Raw genomic sequence first — 17,170 nt, 5'->3', positions numbered from 1 at the left:
TATGTTCTTGTAGGAGATATTTGTAATAATATAAGCTTTATTAATTAGTATAATAGGCAGTAAAACATTTAGTATGGCTAGGGGAATATAAGCTTTTTTCAATATATCACTTCCTTTAAATGGATAATGTTACTACCTTTACACTAATATTGGATAGTAAATCTTTTGTTTTATAGGGAACATTTAAAAGAGTAAAAATAATTAAGCTATCATGATTAGCTGCTATTTTGGAAATTATTTTTAAATCATGTGGTAATATTGTATAAGTTATAATAAAGAGAAATTTACAATCCTGAATATTTCCCAATGTTTTTTCTAAAACTTTATTAAAAAAATTAATTTCCCCTGTACTCTTATGTTTTAAATAATAAGATACAATAGAATTATAATCATCTATACTCTGCAGCTGAAAAATAGAGCTATTTGAATTTTCAATATTTAAACATATACTTTCATTTTTTTGCAATAAATATTTTATTATGGACAAAGAAAAAGAAATTAAATTTTCATCTGTTATATTATTAAAAGTGTCTGGTAATAGTGAACAGTTATTCATATCCATATAAATTTGAATGTCTTGTTTTTTTAGGGCATCAAATCTTTTTGTATATAAAGTATTTGTTTTAGCACTTATTTTCCAATGTATGTTCTTAAAATTATCGCCTAGTATATATTTATCAATGTGTGAATAGTCATCTGGAGTATAGAAATTTATGTTGTCTTTGGAAGAATTAATAACACTATCTATAAGCTTTTCAATTCCTAAAGGTAATTCAATATCCTTTGGATATATGATTATAGTGAGGCCATTATTAAAATTTAATTTTTTTGAGAATATTAAAAACATGTCCTGTACTTCCAATAAGTAATTTTTAAAGTTGTAAATACCTCTAGTAGTCAATTCAAAATTTAATTCCATTTTAAGCTTTTTAAATGGCAATAAACTAAAACTTTTATTTGAAATATCTTTTTTATCAATAAAATTAGATAAAAAATTTACACAAGAATATATGAACAAACTTTTATTATGTATATATAAATAAATCTTTAAGTTTTCACCTGTAAAAAATTTTTTGTCTTCTGAATTTAAATGTACTGTTATATGGCGTTTTAAGAAAAGTAATGATAGCAATGCAATTAGAAACATTGATAAAAACACTAAAAGTAAAGAATTAACTATTTCTTTCCCATAAAAATAATGAGCTCCAATTAGTAATGCTAAAGTAAGTATAAATGAGAGCTTAAATTTTATCATGCATAATTAATATCGGGTACTGATATTTCTTTCATAATGTTATCTATAATGCTAGAAATGTCAGTACCATTGAATTTTTCTTCTTTTGATAGTATTACTCTATGGGAAAGTACTTTCTTTATATTTTCTTTAACATCATCTGGTATTACATAGTTTCGGCCATATATGTATGCAGTTGCCTGTGATATTTTTAATAATGCAATAGAGGTTCTTGGAGAGGCTCCTAAAAATAATTCAGTACAGCATCTTGTTTTATTGACAATGTTAACAATAAACTCATATATTCCACTACTTACATTTACATTTGTAACTTCTCTTTGATGTTGTTTTAGTTCAGAAAGTGTCATAACTGGAAGGATACTGTTCAATGGATTTTCCCTTTTATGGGTAGAAAGCATTTTTATTTCCTCATCTTTTGTAGGATATCCTAAAGATAGTTTAATTATAAATCTGTCAAGTACTGCTTCAGGTAGAGGAAAAGTACCGGAATATTCTAAAGGATTTTCTGTAGCCATTACTATAAAGGGTGCTTCTAATTGATAAGTATTATTTCCATCAGTAACTTGTTTTTCTTCCATTACTTCAATTAATGCACTTTGAGTTTTAGGAGAAGTCCTATTTAGTTCATCTGCCAAAATCATATTCGCAAAAATTGGTCCTTTTTTAAAGTTAAATTCATAATTTTGGGGATTATAAATGGAAACCCCCAGTATATCAGAAGGCGATATATCTGGTGTAAATTGAATCCTATTAAAATTTAAGTCCAAGCTTTTACTTAAAGCTTTTACTAATATAGTTTTTCCAACACCAGGAACATCCTCTATGAGAACATGTCCTCCTGCTAAAATTGCCTTCAATATATCTAAAATTGCTAGTTCTTTGCCAATTACAACCTTTGATACATTTTCTATGACATTTTCTAGCTCTTTTCTCAAAGTAATCTCCTCCTGCATTTTAATTAAATAATAGTTTTGTATTTATTATTATTTATTTATACCAAATAAAGTAATTTAAAAAATTATGACAGAATTTTCTGTTATATTGTATAAATTATATCATATTGACATAGTAAAAATTTATATGTGAAAAGTTTTTATTATTTATTCATATTTTTAACAGAACTTTATCATATGTATTTTTACTATGCAAGAAAATACAATTATAAATATAATATATTCGATGTATTATATTTATAATTGTTGAGAATATTTTTCATTATCGGACAAAATAGTTTTTGTATTTATCCATTCTCCTATATTAGAAAATATTTTCTTATTGCATAATTCATTGTGCAGAGAATGATATAAACCATCATAAATTTTAAGAGTACATAAGTTTTTGGGAACTCTTTTAGCAAAAGTTTTAGTTGCATTAGGTGAAGTTATCTTATCTGAATCACCGTGGATTAATAGTATAGGCACATTGAAATTTGATGCATGATCAATAGCCCATAATCCTGCCTTATAAGCAGTGGTAAAAAGTCTAGCGGAAATACAACTGTGAGTTAATGGGTCTTTTGAATAAGCCTGGATGATTTCTGGATTATGAGATAATGCAGCTTCATTAACTATATTATCTACCAAAAATGAAGGCCATATTTTATTAAGTAAGAATGTAGAATAAAGCTTTGGTTTTGGTGGATTAGAATAAAGACTAAGCCAAGGACTACTTATTATTACACCAGATAGATTTGGTCTACGTCTTAATACATAATTTATTGTTAGGTTACCGCCAAAACTATGACCATAGAAGAATATAGGTAAATTATTAAAATCTTTTTTTGCTACGTTTACTAATATGTCAATGTCACTCATAAATGCTTCGTAAGAAGGAGTATGTCCTCTTTTTCCTTCAGATTTACCATGTCCTCTAAGATCAAAGGCTAACACTGCAAAATTATTTTTGTTAAAATAATCAACTAGCCCTTTATACCAGTTACTATGGTCGCCTAGCCCATGAACAATGCATACAACAGCTTTTACATTTCCATCAGGTAGCCATTCTCTAAAAAATAATGAAGTTCCATCTATAGCATTATGCGAAAATTCCTTTATTTTCATATATAATCACTCCAATTATAAATATTTTAGTTTTATCTATATAAATTACTAAATAATAAAATTATTGTTTCATTTTTAATATAACTTACCATGTATCAGTAATCTTCAATGATACTTTGCACTTTTCTAATAGTCCGTATAAAGTCAATACCAAGTATTCCAATGTGTATTATATAAAATATATCATTATATTTTATAAATGTCCATAGTTTTATAAAAATAAATTTATTATGTATAAACTAAATTGAAAATAGAACGAAATAATTAGATAAATGCATGAAACTATAGTATAGATATGAAGAAGGTATATAAATGAATTATACAAAAATATTTATAATTAATGTAGTAATAATTGCAAATTTAAACTTATTTGGAGGTTATAGTGAGTATTAAGAAAAGATTATCGTTAACCATAATTTTATTATCTCTAATACCATTAATTTTAGTAAGTTTTTTAATATATAATTATACTTCAAAGACGGCTATAAATGAAAGTAAAAATAATATATTGGAAATAACTAAAGCTGATAGTGCAACTTTAACAACTATCATTGATGGGCAAAAAAAAGAAGTGTCTCTTTCAGTAGAAAAACCTAGTGTAATAGATACATTAAATAGTAGATTAGTAAATAGAAATGATTCATTTTTTTATTTATCTCAGGTAACGAATTTAGATAATGAGCTTAAGGAAAGAAAAGTTAATTTTTCTGAAATTCAGCAATCTTTTGTAGTAGATTTAAATGGAAATATAATTGCTAGTAGTGATGAAAGTGCAGTAAAACTTAATGTATCTGATAGAGAATATTTTAAAGAGGCTATAAAGGGAAACATGTCTGTTAGCAGTACACTACGTTCAAAAATTGATGAAAAATTAGTAGTTGCAATAGCGGCTCCAGTAAAGGATGCAGATGGTAATATAGTTGGAGTTTATGCTAATGGCATATATACAGACTATTTTAAAAAATTTATAGCATCTATTAAAAATGGTGAAACTGGATATGCCTACATAATGGATAGTAATGGATTGCTTGTTGCACATCCTGATGCTAAAAAGGTGGGTACCAAATCTCAAAATATAAAGCTTATAAATATTTTTAAAAATACTAAAGCTCATAAAAATACTTATAGTGCTTTAGATACTTATACCTATGATAATGTAAATAAGTTCATGGGATATAGCATAATTCCAGATTTAAAATGGGCTTTAGTAGTGACAAAAAATGTGGATGAAATAAATGCACCTGCTGCTGTTGAACTGAAAATTATTATATCAATAGCTGGATTTATATTTATAATATCTGTATTTATAAGTATTCTTGCATCAAAATCCATAACGAAGCCTATTGAGATTTTGATAAAGGTAATGAATAAGGCTGAAAAGGGTGATTTTAGTTCTTTATGTAATTATAAATCTAAGGATGAACTGGGTCTACTTGCAGGTAACTATAATAGTATGATTAAAAGGCTTAGCAATAGCTATGAAGAACTTTCCGCAGTTTATGAGGAACTATCAGCTACAGAAGAGGAACTTAGAACTCAATATGATGAATTAATTAAAAATAAAGAAGCACTTGAATTAAGTGAGGTTAGATATGAGCAAGTTCTTGATGGAATTAATGATGCTTTATGGGAGTTTGATGTAAAAGCTAATAAGTTTTTTGTTTCTGATAAATGGTATGACATAATTGGGTATAAAATTGAGGATAATGATATTGTTAAGTTAATAGATAAGGCGATTTTTCCTAAATGTAAGGAAAAGTTATACAAAGATATAGAAAAACATATGAAATTAGAAACTCCTTGGTTTGAAACCGAAGTTAAAATAACTACAGGGAGCGGTAAAATTAAATGGATTTTAAATAGAGGAAGAGTTATTAAAGATGATAATGGTGAACCCTTGAAATATATAGGTATAATTTCAGATGTTACAATTAAAAAGAGATCTGAACTTAAAGTAAAGCAATTAGCATATTTTGATACGCTAACAGGACTTCCTAATAGAGATAACTTTATTAATCAACTTGATGAGGAAGTAAAAAATTATAAAAAATATGATAGAACTGGAGCGGTGCTTTTTCTTGATCTAGATGATTTTAAGAGAGTTAATGATTCCTTAGGACATGATGAAGGAGATAAATTGTTAAGAGCTATAGGTGCTAAGTTCTTTGATATAATTAATGGTAAAAATACAGTTTGTAGATTTGGCGGGGATGAGTTTTTAGTTTTAATTAGAGATATAAGTGGAAAAGATGAAGTTATAGATTTGGTAAATAATCTAATAAATATATTTAATAGTGGTTTTGAACTAAACAATAAACAAGTATTTATAACTTGTAGTATAGGAATATGTATCTTTCCAAGGGATGGAAAAGACAATAATGTTATTCTAAAGAATGCAGATACTGCTATGTATAAGGCTAAGGAAACTGGAAAAAACAGATATGAATTCTATGATGGAGAAATGTCTAAGGGATTAGATAGATATATACAGATAGAAAAAGCTCTTAGAAATGCAGTTGGTAATGGCGAATTATATTTATGTTATCAGCCTCAAGTTGAAATAAGTACAGGTAAGATTATAGGTACAGAGGCACTTATAAGAATGAAAAATGAAGAACTTGGTTCTGTATCCCCAGGTGAATTCATACCTGTAGCAGAGAAGTCGGGTCTCATAATACCAATAGGAGAGTGGGTTATGAAAACTGCTTTTAAACAAAATATGGAATGGATTAAAAAGGGATATGGTAAAAAACGAATATCTGTTAATGTCTCATCAGTGCAAATTAAACAAACTAATTTTTTGGAAACTGTTAAAAGATGTATAAGAGATATTAACATACCTCCAGAGTTAGTGGAAATAGAGATAACAGAAAGTGTTTTAATGGAATCACTTGAAGAAAATGTAGATATATTAAGACAGCTTAGAAGCCTTGGGGTTAGGACTTCTTTAGATGATTTTGGAACAGGGTATTCATCATTAAATTATCTTAGAATGATACCAATAGATATATTGAAAATTGACAAGTCCTTTATAGATGACATATGCTTTAATGCCAGACAAGAGTCTATAGTGGACGGAATAGTTAATATTGCTCATAATCTGGGAATTGAAGTTGTAGTAGAGGGTGTTGAAACTATAGATCAATTACACATACTTTACAGAAAAAGATGTAATATTATTCAAGGATATGTATTTAGTAAGCCAATGGTTGCAGAAGAAATAGATAATATAATAAAAGAAAAGACTATTATTTTATAATATAAAGAAATACTATGAAATTCATATAATGTTAATTTATTTTCATAGTGTTCTTAGGCATATTCAAATAAATAACTAGTCAGTATGCTAGTCTATTTTGAATCCTACTACGTCAACAGAACCCTCAGATAGCTCACTATCCTGTATTTTAATAATTGTTAAAATCTAAACTGAAGGGAGTGACATTATGAAATCAATAATAGGTATAAAAAATATTTTGTTTATGTTATCCAAAGAAATAGGTCTTAATGATAGTGTGCAATCATTAAGACCTATTTATGTGGTATGATGTAAAATATACTAGCATAATAATCAGTTATTTTTTGAAAATGACTTAAATAATACAATTATTCCAATTAATATAAACAAAGCTGGTATTAGTAGACTTCCATTAATCCACCAGAAGAAGTCATTCATTATCATAATTGCAAAAGAAATTAAAGAAATTCCTCCTAAAATGAATACTGGAATCAGTAGTCCTTTTTGTTGATATCCAAATAGGTACAGTTGAAATAAACCAATGGCTACTGCCAAGGGGTATATAGGCCAAGTGTGTGCGGCAAATTGCCAATTAGTAAAAGTTTCAAAGAAAAATAGTAAGCCTAAAGTTGTAAGAATACCACCGGGAACTAAAAGCCCTGGATTTCTTTTTGTTAAGAAATAACTAGCCTCAAAAACTAAACCTGGTATCAATATGAATAATGGCCAAAAATTACTCATACTGAAAAAATTCAGATTAAATACTTTGTTCAATAATAATATAATACCAATAATTATTAGAATTATACCTGACGTCAGTCCTCTTTTCTGCATTTAAAACCTCCAAAAATAAATTCTATCTGTTTAATTCATTTGGTACTTCTTCATTTTCTTTTATTATACATTAATTTTAAATAAAGTTAACCTGATTTAATATACTTTATCTATAAAAACATTAGTTGATTATCTTATAGATGAAAAGATTTTCTAGAGTGGATTTCTATTTATAAAGTGTAAAAAAGAAAAAGCATTAAATTAAAAATAATTTTACAATAACTATTTTTAGGAGTATACTATAACTAATAATTAAATAATTATTTGCTAGGGGTGCCGTGAGGCTGAGAAGGAAGAAAATCCTAACTCTATGAACCTGATATGGTTAACACCATCGTAGGGAAGCAAGGGTTTGTATATTACAGAGCTTGCTTTATGCAGGCTTTTTATTTTATATACGCATAAAGAGAACAAACCTGATGTTTATCCTACATCAGGTTTGTTCTCTTTTTTAATTTAAAAATAAAGGAGTGTTACTATTATGAATTATACAACACAAATGGATGCAGCAAGAAAAGGAATAATTACAAGGGAAATGAATATTGTTGCTGAAAAAGAAAAAATGGAAGTAGAAAAATTAAGAGAATTAATTGCAGAGGGTAAGGTAGTAATACCAGCCAATAAAAATCATAAGTCTCTAGATCCAGAGGGTATTGGGGAAGGACTAAGAACTAAGATAAATGTAAATTTAGGTATATCAAAAGATTGTTGTAGCATAGAAAAAGAATTGGAAAAAGTTAGAGTAGCTCTTGAAATGAAAGCAGAAGCTATCATGGATTTATCTAACTATGGAAAAACTGAAAACATGAGAAAAAGAGTTATAGATATGTCAACAGCGATGCTTGGAACTGTTCCTATGTATGATGCTATTGGCTTTTGTGACAAGGAACTTAAGGATATAACTGTGGATGAATTCTTTGATGTTGTGGAGAAACATGGAGAAGATGGAGTGGATTTCATTACAATTCATGCAGGACTTAATCGTGAAACAGCAAGAGCAGTTAAGGATAATCCTAGATTAACTCAGATAGTATCTAGAGGTGGAAGTCTTTTATTTGCATGGATGGAACTAAATAATAGAGAAAATCCATTCTATGAATATTATGATAGACTTCTTGATATTTGCGAAAAATATGACATAACTATTTCATTAGGAGATGCTTGTAGACCTGGTTCATTAAAGGATGCTACAGATCCAGCTCAAATTAAAGAACTTATTACTTTAGGTGAACTTACTAAAAAGGCTTGGGAAAAAAATGTACAAGTTATGATAGAGGGACCAGGACATATGGCTCTTAATGAAATAAAAGCTAATATGTTATTAGAAAAGAAATTGTGTCATGGTGCTCCTTTCTATGTGTTAGGACCTTTGGTTACTGATGTAGCACCAGGCTATGATCATATTACAGCAGCTATTGGTGGTACAGTGGCAGCCTCTAGTGGAGCAGACTTTTTATGTTATGTTACTCCAGCAGAGCATCTACGTTTACCATCCCTTGAAGATATGAAAGAAGGAATAGTTGCCTTTAAGATTGCGGCACATGCTGCTGACATTGCTAAAGGTATAAAAGGTGCGGTTGAATGGGATAATGCCATGAGTAAAGCTAGGGCAGATCTTGATTGGGAGACTATGTTTGATTTAGCTATAGATAGTGAAAAGGCTCGTAAATATCGTACAGAATCTTCACCAGAGGATCCAGAAACCTGTACAATGTGTGGAAAGATGTGTTCAATGAGAACAATGAAAAAAATATTGAACAATGAAGATTTGAATATAAAATAAAACTAATAACACCCCTGGGGTGTTATTAATACCAAATATGTTATTTGTTAGGAGGTGAGTTGCATGATTGTCAATGGTAAAGAAATGAACTTTAAAGATGGAATGACTATAGAAGAATTGCTTAATGAACTTAAAATAGAAGCCTATAAGGTAGTAGCAGAAGTTGATTTGAACATCATAGATAGAGAAGCATATGCGACAACTAAGCTGACTAGTGACTCTAAAGTAGAACTGATAAGATTTGTAGGTGGCGGTTAGTATTATGCAGATTTTGAAATTAAATTGACTATTAATATTAATTAAGGCATCTTCAAAAAATAACTAGATAGTATCATAGTTTATTTCGTATCATACTAAGTTAACAGCAACCCTTGATAGCATAATCATTATCAAGGAGCTGTTTTATTATATGATATAAAACGTCAATATCATGCTTGAGTAGTTATTTATTTCCAGGTACCTAAAGTGAGGAGATAATTAAAATGGACGAACTTATTATTGGTGGAAAAGAATTAAAAAGCAGACTTTTTATTGGCAGTGGAAAATATTCTTCAAATAAAATCATACCTAATTTATTAGAAAAGAGTGGAGCAGAGGTTATTACTGCAGCACTTAGAAGAGTAGATTTTGATTCAGAAGAAGAGAATGTTTTAAATTATTTAAGTAAAGATTCCATAATAATGCCTAATACCTCAGGAGCAAGGAATGCAGAAGAAGCTATTAGATTGGCTAGAATTGGTAAAGCAGCAGGTTGTGGTAACTGGGTAAAGATAGAAGTTATTTCAGATAATAAATATCTTCTTCCAGATAATTTAGAAACAATAAAGGCTACAGAAGTTTTGGCAAAGGAAGGTTTTGTCGTGCTACCTTATATGAATCCTGATTTGCCAGATGCAAGAAGAATGGTTGAAGCTGGAGCAGCTGCAATAATGCCATTAGGATCTCCTATAGGAAGCAATAGAGGAATTAGGACAAAGGAAATGATTAGAATTTTAATAGAAGAAATAGATCTTCCAATAGTAGTTGATGCAGGTATAGGTAAGCCTTCAGATGCAGTTCTAGCTATGGAAATGGGAGCATCAGCAGTACTTGTTAATACAGCACTAGCAACAGCTGGAGATCCTGCACTTATGGCAGAAGCATTTAAGCTTGCCGTTGAGAGCGGAAGAAAAGGTTATTTGGCAAAAGTAGGTGCGAAAAAAAGTTATGCAGAGGCATCTTCACCATTAACAGGATTTTTGAGATAGGGGGATAAGTTAATGAGCTTTTTTGATGTAGCTAATAAATTACAAGATTATGATTTTGATAGCTTTTTCAATAGTGTAACTAAAGAACAGGTTGAATATGTGCTAAGTAAAGATACTTTAAATACAGAGGATTTTATGTGCTTACTTTCACCAGCAGCAGGAGATTATCTTGAAGATATGGCCCAAAAAGCACATAATATTGCAATTAACAACTTTGGTAAATCAGTTACCTTGTACACTCCTATATATATAGCTAATTATTGTGTTAATAAATGTGCATATTGTGGTTATAATGTGGAAAATGATGTGCACAGAAAAAAGCTTAATATGGAAGAAATCGAAAAAGAAGCAAAGGCAATACATGCTTCAGGTCTAAGGCATATAATTCTTCTTACAGGAGAATCAAGACTTCATAGTCCTGTATCTTACATAAAAGATGCTGTTAAATTATTAAAAAAATATTTTAGTTCTATCTGTATTGAGATATATCCTTTAGAAGAAAATGAATACAGAGAACTTATAGAAGCAGGGGTGGATTCACTTACCATATATCAAGAAACTTATGATATGAAAAAATATGATGAAATTCATTTAGCAGGACCTAAGAAGAATTATAGATATAGAGTGGAAACACCAGAAAGAGCTGCTAGGGCAGGCATAAGAGGAATGGGAGTAGGAGCACTTTATGGACTTGAGAACTGGAGAAAAGAAGCTTATTTTTCTGGACTTCATGCTAGATATATACAGGATATGTTCCCTTACATGGAAATAAGTATGTCAGTACCAAGAATTAGACCCCATGCAGGTAGCTTTACAGAAATTAAAGATGTAAATGATAAAGATTTAGTACAGATAATGCTGGCCTTTAAGATATTCCTAAAAAGATCAGGTATAAATGTAACCACAAGAGAATCTGCAGATTTACGAGATAATCTTATACCACTGGGAGTAACTAAAATTTCTGCTGGAGTATCTACTGAAGTAGGTGGACATTCTTGTAAGGCTGAAGATCAAGGTGAAAAACAATTTGAAATTTCAGATAAAAGAAGTGTAAAAGAAATAAGAGATATGCTCAAATCTAAAGGCTACTGTCCTGTTATGAAGGATTGGGAGTACGTTTAACATGGACAGAAAACTATTCGTAATTACTAACAGAAAGCTTATAAAAGATGGAAATCTAATTAGAGTTGTAGAAGCATCCGTGAAAGGTGGGGCAGATGCCATAATTTTAAGAGAAAAAGATCTTTCTTCAGAGCAGCTTTACAGATTGGCAATTGAAATAAAAGAAGTAGTTAAGGAGCGAATCCCTCTTATAATCAATGGAAATTATGAGGTAGCTATTAAATCTAAATCAGAGGGTATACAATTAAGTTATAATGTATTTTTAGATTTTAATAAATCTTATGATAAAATTAGAGGCGTCTCTATACATGCTCTAGAAGAGGCAAAAAACGTTGATAATATGGGAGCAGACTATGTGATAGCTGGGCACATATTTAATACGGATTGTAAGAAGGGGCTTGAAGGAAGAGGAACTAAGTTCTTAAAAGAAATTTGTGACAAAGTATCTATTCCGGTAATAGCAATAGGAGGAATAGAATTAAATAATATTAATGATATTTTAAAGTCAGGAGCAAAAGGGGCAGCTATAATGTCTTCTGTTATGCAGGCTAATGATCCTGAAAAATTAGTGTTTAATATGAAAGCGGCCATTAATAGTTATTAGTAGAAAAATGTATAATTTTACTAAGAAAAGTGTATATAGAAAGTAATATATACACTTTTCTCTTTAAAATTTGCATTTTTTATTGATTTATGTAATTGTGTTGTGTTAAAATGAGTTTGACAATTTAATAAGTCGAATGAAGATAGTGGGATATTAAGCATGTGAAATAGTTATTTGTTTGAATATGCTTTGCTTTAAACCGTTATTGGACGAAACTCTGGAGAGACTCAAAGAGCACCGAAGGGGAAAACTAAAGTATTATTTTAGTGAAACTCTCAGGTAAAAGAACGGAGATTATATGTTAAAGAAATCGTCTATGTGATGTAGATTAGGTATTTTTAATTTTCACATATGAAGTTGTTCTTAATTTTTAATGCTTCTCAGAGACTAATTTAATTTGGTCTTTTTTTTGTTTATATATATTGATTATTTTAAGCTTATTAAATTAGCAATAATTACAATGAAAATTCATTATTCAGGAGGAATTTATTAAAATGAAATCATTTATTACAGTAATCGGAGAAGACAAAATTGGTATTATTCAGGGCATAACTTCAATACTATCAGAAAATAAGATAAATATTATGGATATAAATCAAACTCTTTTGCAAAACTATTTTACGATGATAATGTTTGTGGATTTATCTAAAATGGAAATAGATGCTAAGAAGCTAAAAGAAAAGCTTGATGAAGAAGCTAAAAAACTTGGAGTTACAATTAAGCTTCAACGTGAGGAAATATTTAGATCAATGCACGAAGTATAGAAGTATAATAGATTAGGAATTGGGAGTTGAAAAAATGATTAATAATAAAGACATACTTGAAACTATCAATATGATTGAAAAAGAAAATCTAGATATTAGAACAATAACTATGGGTATATCACTTTTAGATTGTTGTGATCCAGATGGTGAAAAGTGTAGACAAAAAATATATGATAAAATAACAACAAAAGCTAAAGATTTGGTTAAAATAGGTGAACAAATAGAACTTGAATATGGAATACCTATTATACATAAAAGAATATCAGTAACTCCAATAGCATTAGTTGCTCAAAGTAGCAGTGATACAGATTATGTTGAGTATGCGAAAACATTGGATAAAGCTGCAAAGGCTGTAGGTGTTAATTTTATAGGTGGATTTTCTGCATTAGTTCATAAAGGATGCACACCTGGAGATAGAATACTTATAAAATCTATTCCAGAAGCATTAGCGGTTACAGATAGGGTTTGTTCTTCAGTAAATGTTGGAACTTCAAAAGTTGGAATAAACATGAATGCGGTAAGGGATTTAGGAGAAATAGTGAAAGAGGCAGCTTATATTACAAGAGACAATGGAAGTCTTGGTTGTGCAAAGCTTGTAATATTTGCTAATGCTGTTGAAGATAATCCTTTCATGGCAGGAGCATTCCACGGTGTAGGAGAAGCTGATTGTGTAATAAACGTAGGTGTTAGTGGTCCTGGAGTTATAAAATCTGCTTTGGAAAATGTAAAGGGAGAAACATTTGACGTTGTAGCTGAAACTATAAAGAAAACTGCATTTAAGATAACAAGGGTTGGTCAGCTGGTAGCTACTGAAGCTGCAAAAAGACTTGATGTACCTTTTGGAATAGTAGATTTATCTCTTGCACCTACTCCAGCAGTAGGTGATAGTGTAGCTAGAATACTTGAAGAAATAGGACTTGAAGTTTGTGGGTGTCATGGTACAACTGCTGCATTGGCTATGCTTAACGATGCGGTTAAAAAAGGTGGTATAATGGCTTCTTCACATGTAGGAGGACTAAGTGGTGCTTTCATTCCTGTAAGTGAAGATGAAGGTATGATACATGCTGTAGAAATCGGTGCATTAAATATAGAAAAGCTTGAAGCTATGACTTGCGTTTGTTCAGTAGGTCTTGATATGATTGCTATTCCAGGAGATACACCTGCATCAACTATTTCTGGAATGATTGCTGATGAAATGGCAATTGGAGTAATAAATAATAAGACTACAGCAGTAAGAATAATACCTGTTTATGGAAAAAATGTTGGAGATAGAGTTGAATTTGGTGGACTTTTAGGAGCAGCTCCAGTAATGGCTGTAAGTAAGTTCTCAAGCGAAGATTTTATTGATAGAGGTGGAAGAATACCTTCACCAATTCATAGTTTTAAAAATTAACTTATATTTTAAGCAGTATTAACAAAACAAATATTCAACTTAGTAATTGTTGTGTTAATTTAAAAAAGTAAAAAATAAGATTTATAAATATAAAAAGCTATCCTAATTTAGAATTTATTCTTGATTAAAGGGTAGCTTTTTTATATTTAAGATTGCTTTTTAATCCTTCAAAGTATTTTTTATTGTAAATAACGGCAGGATCATTTGGTTTATATTCTGCAGCCCTATTGTTATATTCTATTGATTTTTCTATATCACCAATTTTATCATAGCATACGCATAATTGAATATTTGGAGTATAACTCCAAGCATCGTGTGAAACAAAACCCCAACCATCCCTTGGCTTTTCTAATTGTGTAGCTAGTTTATACCAGAATATTGCCTTTTTATACTCATTATCATTAAAATAATAATATCCTAACTGACAACAAATTTCTGCTCTTGGGGTATCGTATTCAAAGCTCTTAAGAAGGGAAGTTAGAGAATTTTTTTTGTTATCTATATTAAGGTAACATATGGAAAGATTGAGACAAGCTGATATATTATCCTCTACCCATCCAAGATTTGTATCTAAAAATTTGTTGAAATATTCAATAGCATCATTATATATTCCATTATAATATAGTTCTCTAGCATAATAATATAAGCCTCTTACACTTAGTGTATTACCTTTTGAAATGATTTTTTTATATATAGACAAGTTCCTTCTAGGAACTACGGGATGTTCCTTTTTGTGAGTAATGCATATATCCGAATTTGTAATTTTGCCACTTATTTCTAGATATTCATGAACAGGTTCACGCCATTTATAATCTTTGATTCTTTTAGATAGGCGTTCTCTAAAATATGATAATGTAAGTTTTCCATTATCATCAAATCCTACATTATATTTCATCATAACAATATCTACACTTGGGTCAAAATTTTGTTTTAAGTTTTTGAACTTTTTTTTATCTGCTTCAAGAATGATATCATCTGCATCCAACCAAAGTATATAATCTTTTGTAGCTTTACTAAATGAAAAATTTCTTGCAGAAGAGAAGTTGTCTATCCATTTAAAATCATATATTTTATCAGTAAAATTTTTAGCTATTTCCTTTGTATTGTCTGTAGAGCCTGTGTCCACAATTATTATTTCATCAACTATATCTTTTACACAACTAAGACATCTACCTATTACATCTTTTTCATTTTTTACTATCATACATAAGCTTATAGTTATCATGTAATTACCTCTCAAAAATAATTTACAGTATACAGTATGTTTTATAGAATGGAATTGATACATTTCTGTTTATACTAATTTAAACAACTTGGCAATGCCATTTCTCAATGATAGAATAATAATTATCAATAATAAAAGATATTATATAAAGGATGAGATACAAATATGAATACAAAAAAAAGTAATATAGTCGTAGCAATAATGGTAGCTATGTTTCTTGGAGCCGTTGAGGGAACAGTAGTAACAACTGCTATGCCTACAATTGTTAAGCAATTAAATGGTTTTAGCGAAATAAGTCTAGTGTTTTCTTTATATTTATTGACTTCAGCAATTTCAACTCCTATATATGGGAAATTAGCTGATTTATATGGAAGAAAAAATACTTTATCTATTGGTATCATAATATTTTTAATTGGAAGCTCTTTGTGTGGCCTTTCTCAAAATATGTATCAGCTTATAGTATTTAGGGGGATACAGGGTATTGGAGCAGGAGCTATATTTACAATAACATATACTATAGTTGGGGATGTATTCAGTCTTCCAGAAAGAGCTAGAATTCAAGGATGGCTCAGTACGGTCTGGGGTATAGCAAGTATAGCGGGACCTTTTCTAGGTGGATTTTTGATACAATATTTATCTTGGCATTGGATCTTCTATGTAAATATACCTTTTGGTATTGTATCTATAATATTATTACAAAAAAATTTAGAAGAAACTTTTCAAAAAAATAATAATCCTATAGATTTTGTGGGAATAGTAACATTATCATTTTCAATTGTATTATTTTTATACGGAATTTTATCTATTCAACATAATAAGAAGTTGTATTCCACATCTTTAGTAGTAAGTTTAATATTTACAGCTATATTCTTAATTATATTTTATAAGGTAGAACGAAAGGCAAAAGAGCCTATTATACCTTTTGAAATTTTCACTAAATCTAATATAATAGCCAATCTAGTTAGTTTATTAGCCTCAGCAATTTTAATAGCCTTAGATGTGTATATGCCTTTATATATTCAAAGTGTTCTAGGATATAGTGCAGCAATTTCTGGAGTGGCTATGGCTCCAGTGTCTATATCATGGCTTTTATCATCTGTTATATTATCCAAAGCTATATTTAAATACGGTAAAAACTCAGTGGTTTGTATATCTTCTATAATATTATTGTTAAGTTGTTTACTATTAGGCACTTTATATTTAAGGACATCTTTAGTTTTAGTTATATTTTATACATTTATTATGGGATTTGGATTTGGTGGAGCATTTACTACATTAACAATAATAGTTCAAGAATCTGTATACTATAATAAAAGGGGTGCTGCTACAGCTTCAAATTCATTACTCCGTACTATAGGTCAAACTGTAGGAGTTAGTATCTTTGGAATTATATTTAATTTGAATATTGTAAGGTATTTTTATAAATTAGGAAGAAAAAATGTTGATCCAAATAGCTTATATAGTTCTGATGTGATTAATACTGGAATACCTATCAGTGTAATGAAGGATGCTTTGAACTATGGAATGCATGTAGTTTTTATAGTGCTAATAATAATTTCTATAGTCTCTTTAATTTTATCATTTATGCTCAACAATATTAAAGATAATGATATTAAAGGTTAGTGTATAATATATAAAATGTATA

14 protein-coding genes and 2 riboswitches are annotated in these 17,170 nt (G+C 29.3%); of the genes, 9 read left to right on the top strand and 5 right to left on the bottom strand.

All coding sequences use genetic code 11. The annotated features are described in order from the left end of the window. Nucleotides 1-115: 115 nt before the first annotated feature. From RH99_RS14020 to RH99_RS14010, 3 genes are all read right to left on the bottom strand, one after another. Nucleotides 116-1,255: a DUF58 domain-containing protein gene (locus RH99_RS14020; protein WP_010239405.1), complete on the bottom strand. Its 1,140-nt coding sequence runs from the start codon at nt 1,253-1,255 to the stop codon at nt 116-118. Further along, nucleotides 1,252-2,190 carry an AAA family ATPase gene (locus RH99_RS14015; RefSeq protein ID WP_010239403.1) on the bottom strand — a complete coding sequence of 313 codons (939 nt, stop codon included), beginning with the start codon at nt 2,188-2,190 and terminating at the stop codon, nt 1,252-1,254. Before RH99_RS14015 ends, RH99_RS14020 begins: the two co-directional genes overlap by 4 nt. 255 nt (nt 2,191-2,445) lie before the next feature. Then, nucleotides 2,446-3,315: an alpha/beta hydrolase gene (locus RH99_RS14010; protein WP_010239402.1), complete on the bottom strand. Its 870-nt coding sequence runs from the start codon at nt 3,313-3,315 to the stop codon at nt 2,446-2,448. Nucleotides 3,316-3,697: 382 nt separating this feature from the next. Between RH99_RS14010 and RH99_RS14005 the strand changes: the two genes are divergently transcribed. Then, nucleotides 3,698-6,574: an EAL domain-containing protein gene (locus tag RH99_RS14005; protein ID WP_010239401.1), complete on the top strand. Its 2,877-nt coding sequence runs from the start codon at nt 3,698-3,700 to the stop codon at nt 6,572-6,574. Nucleotides 6,575-6,886: 312 nt separating this feature from the next. On the opposite strand, the gene RH99_RS14000 is transcribed toward RH99_RS14005, so the two are convergent. Continuing rightward, the gene (locus RH99_RS14000; RefSeq protein ID WP_010239400.1) at nt 6,887-7,387 is read right to left on the bottom strand and encodes a LiaI-LiaF-like domain-containing protein; all 501 of its coding nucleotides are present in this window, start codon (nt 7,385-7,387) and stop codon (nt 6,887-6,889) included. 259 nt (nt 7,388-7,646) lie between these two features. Further along, nucleotides 7,647-7,747: riboswitch (TPP riboswitch) on the top strand. Nucleotides 7,748-7,868: 121 nt separating this feature from the next. Here RH99_RS14000 and thiC point away from each other — a divergent pair. The 7 genes from thiC to RH99_RS13965 all read left to right on the top strand — a co-directional run bounded on the left by thiC (nt 7,869) and on the right by RH99_RS13965 (nt 14,300). Next, the gene (gene thiC / locus RH99_RS13995; RefSeq protein WP_010239399.1) at nt 7,869-9,170 is read left to right on the top strand and encodes a phosphomethylpyrimidine synthase ThiC; all 1,302 of its coding nucleotides are present in this window, start codon (nt 7,869-7,871) and stop codon (nt 9,168-9,170) included. Between the two features lie 63 nt (nt 9,171-9,233). Further along, complete coding sequence (thiS, locus tag RH99_RS13990) at nt 9,234-9,428, top strand: sulfur carrier protein ThiS (protein ID WP_010239398.1); 195 nt, start codon at nt 9,234-9,236, stop codon at nt 9,426-9,428. Nucleotides 9,429-9,652: 224 nt separating this feature from the next. Beyond that, nucleotides 9,653-10,417 (top strand): thiazole synthase, encoded by a 765-nt coding sequence (locus RH99_RS13985; protein WP_010239397.1) that lies wholly within the window; start codon nt 9,653-9,655, stop codon nt 10,415-10,417. A 12-nt stretch (nt 10,418-10,429) separates the two neighbouring features. Continuing rightward, nucleotides 10,430-11,539 (top strand): 2-iminoacetate synthase ThiH, encoded by a 1,110-nt coding sequence (gene thiH / locus RH99_RS13980; protein ID WP_010239395.1) that lies wholly within the window; start codon nt 10,430-10,432, stop codon nt 11,537-11,539. A 1-nt stretch (nt 11,540) separates the two neighbouring features. Further along, nucleotides 11,541-12,143, top strand: coding sequence for a thiamine phosphate synthase (locus RH99_RS13975; protein WP_010239394.1), 603 nt, complete (start codon nt 11,541-11,543; stop codon nt 12,141-12,143). A 207-nt stretch (nt 12,144-12,350) separates the two neighbouring features. Continuing rightward, nucleotides 12,351-12,444: riboswitch (glycine riboswitch) on the top strand. A 193-nt stretch (nt 12,445-12,637) separates the two neighbouring features. Next, a complete protein-coding gene (locus tag RH99_RS13970) occupies nt 12,638-12,907 on the top strand; it encodes an ACT domain-containing protein (protein WP_010239393.1) in 270 nt (89 codons plus the stop codon). Nucleotides 12,908-12,941: 34 nt separating this feature from the next. Beyond that, nucleotides 12,942-14,300 (top strand): PFL family protein, encoded by a 1,359-nt coding sequence (locus RH99_RS13965; RefSeq protein ID WP_010239392.1) that lies wholly within the window; start codon nt 12,942-12,944, stop codon nt 14,298-14,300. Between the two features lie 124 nt (nt 14,301-14,424). Here the strand turns inward: RH99_RS13965 and RH99_RS13960 are convergent, their stop codons facing one another. Continuing rightward, nucleotides 14,425-15,525 carry a glycosyltransferase gene (locus RH99_RS13960; protein WP_010239390.1) on the bottom strand — a complete coding sequence of 367 codons (1,101 nt, stop codon included), beginning with the start codon at nt 15,523-15,525 and terminating at the stop codon, nt 14,425-14,427. Between the two features lie 165 nt (nt 15,526-15,690). On the opposite strand from RH99_RS13960, the gene RH99_RS13955 reads away from it, so the two are divergent. Then, nucleotides 15,691-17,148 (top strand): MDR family MFS transporter, encoded by a 1,458-nt coding sequence (locus RH99_RS13955; RefSeq protein WP_010239388.1) that lies wholly within the window; start codon nt 15,691-15,693, stop codon nt 17,146-17,148. Nucleotides 17,149-17,170 lie beyond the last annotated feature (22 nt).

Origin of the sequence: Clostridium arbusti SL206 (assembly GCF_000246895.1) — a bacterium.
Lineage (GTDB): Bacteria > Bacillota > Clostridia > Clostridiales > Clostridiaceae > Clostridium_I > Clostridium_I arbusti.
Note: the sequence above shows the minus strand (reverse complement) of the source record. Positions and strands in the feature narration are given on the sequence as shown.

Bases quoted from the DNA above. Each gene is read 5' to 3' on its own strand.
- RH99_RS13975 (WP_010239394.1), top strand. From the start codon at position 11,541: ATGGACAGAAAACTATTCGTAATTACTAACAGAAAGCTTATAAAAGAT.
- thiS (WP_010239398.1), top strand. From the start codon at position 9,234: ATGATTGTCAATGGTAAAGAAATGAACTTTAAAGATGGAATGACTATA.
- RH99_RS14010 (WP_010239402.1), bottom strand. From the start codon at position 3,315: ATGAAAATAAAGGAATTTTCGCATAATGCTATAGATGGAACTTCATTA.
- RH99_RS14000 (WP_010239400.1), bottom strand. From the start codon at position 7,387: ATGCAGAAAAGAGGACTGACGTCAGGTATAATTCTAATAATTATTGGT.
- thiH (WP_010239395.1), top strand. From the start codon at position 10,430: ATGAGCTTTTTTGATGTAGCTAATAAATTACAAGATTATGATTTTGAT.
- RH99_RS13965 (WP_010239392.1), top strand. From the start codon at position 12,942: ATGATTAATAATAAAGACATACTTGAAACTATCAATATGATTGAAAAA.
- RH99_RS13970 (WP_010239393.1), top strand. From the start codon at position 12,638: ATGAAATCATTTATTACAGTAATCGGAGAAGACAAAATTGGTATTATT.
- RH99_RS13985 (WP_010239397.1), top strand. From the start codon at position 9,653: ATGGACGAACTTATTATTGGTGGAAAAGAATTAAAAAGCAGACTTTTT.
- RH99_RS13960 (WP_010239390.1), bottom strand. From the start codon at position 15,525: ATGATAACTATAAGCTTATGTATGATAGTAAAAAATGAAAAAGATGTA.
- RH99_RS14020 (WP_010239405.1), bottom strand. From the start codon at position 1,255: ATGATAAAATTTAAGCTCTCATTTATACTTACTTTAGCATTACTAATT.
- thiC (WP_010239399.1), top strand. From the start codon at position 7,869: ATGAATTATACAACACAAATGGATGCAGCAAGAAAAGGAATAATTACA.
- RH99_RS13955 (WP_010239388.1), top strand. From the start codon at position 15,691: ATGAATACAAAAAAAAGTAATATAGTCGTAGCAATAATGGTAGCTATG.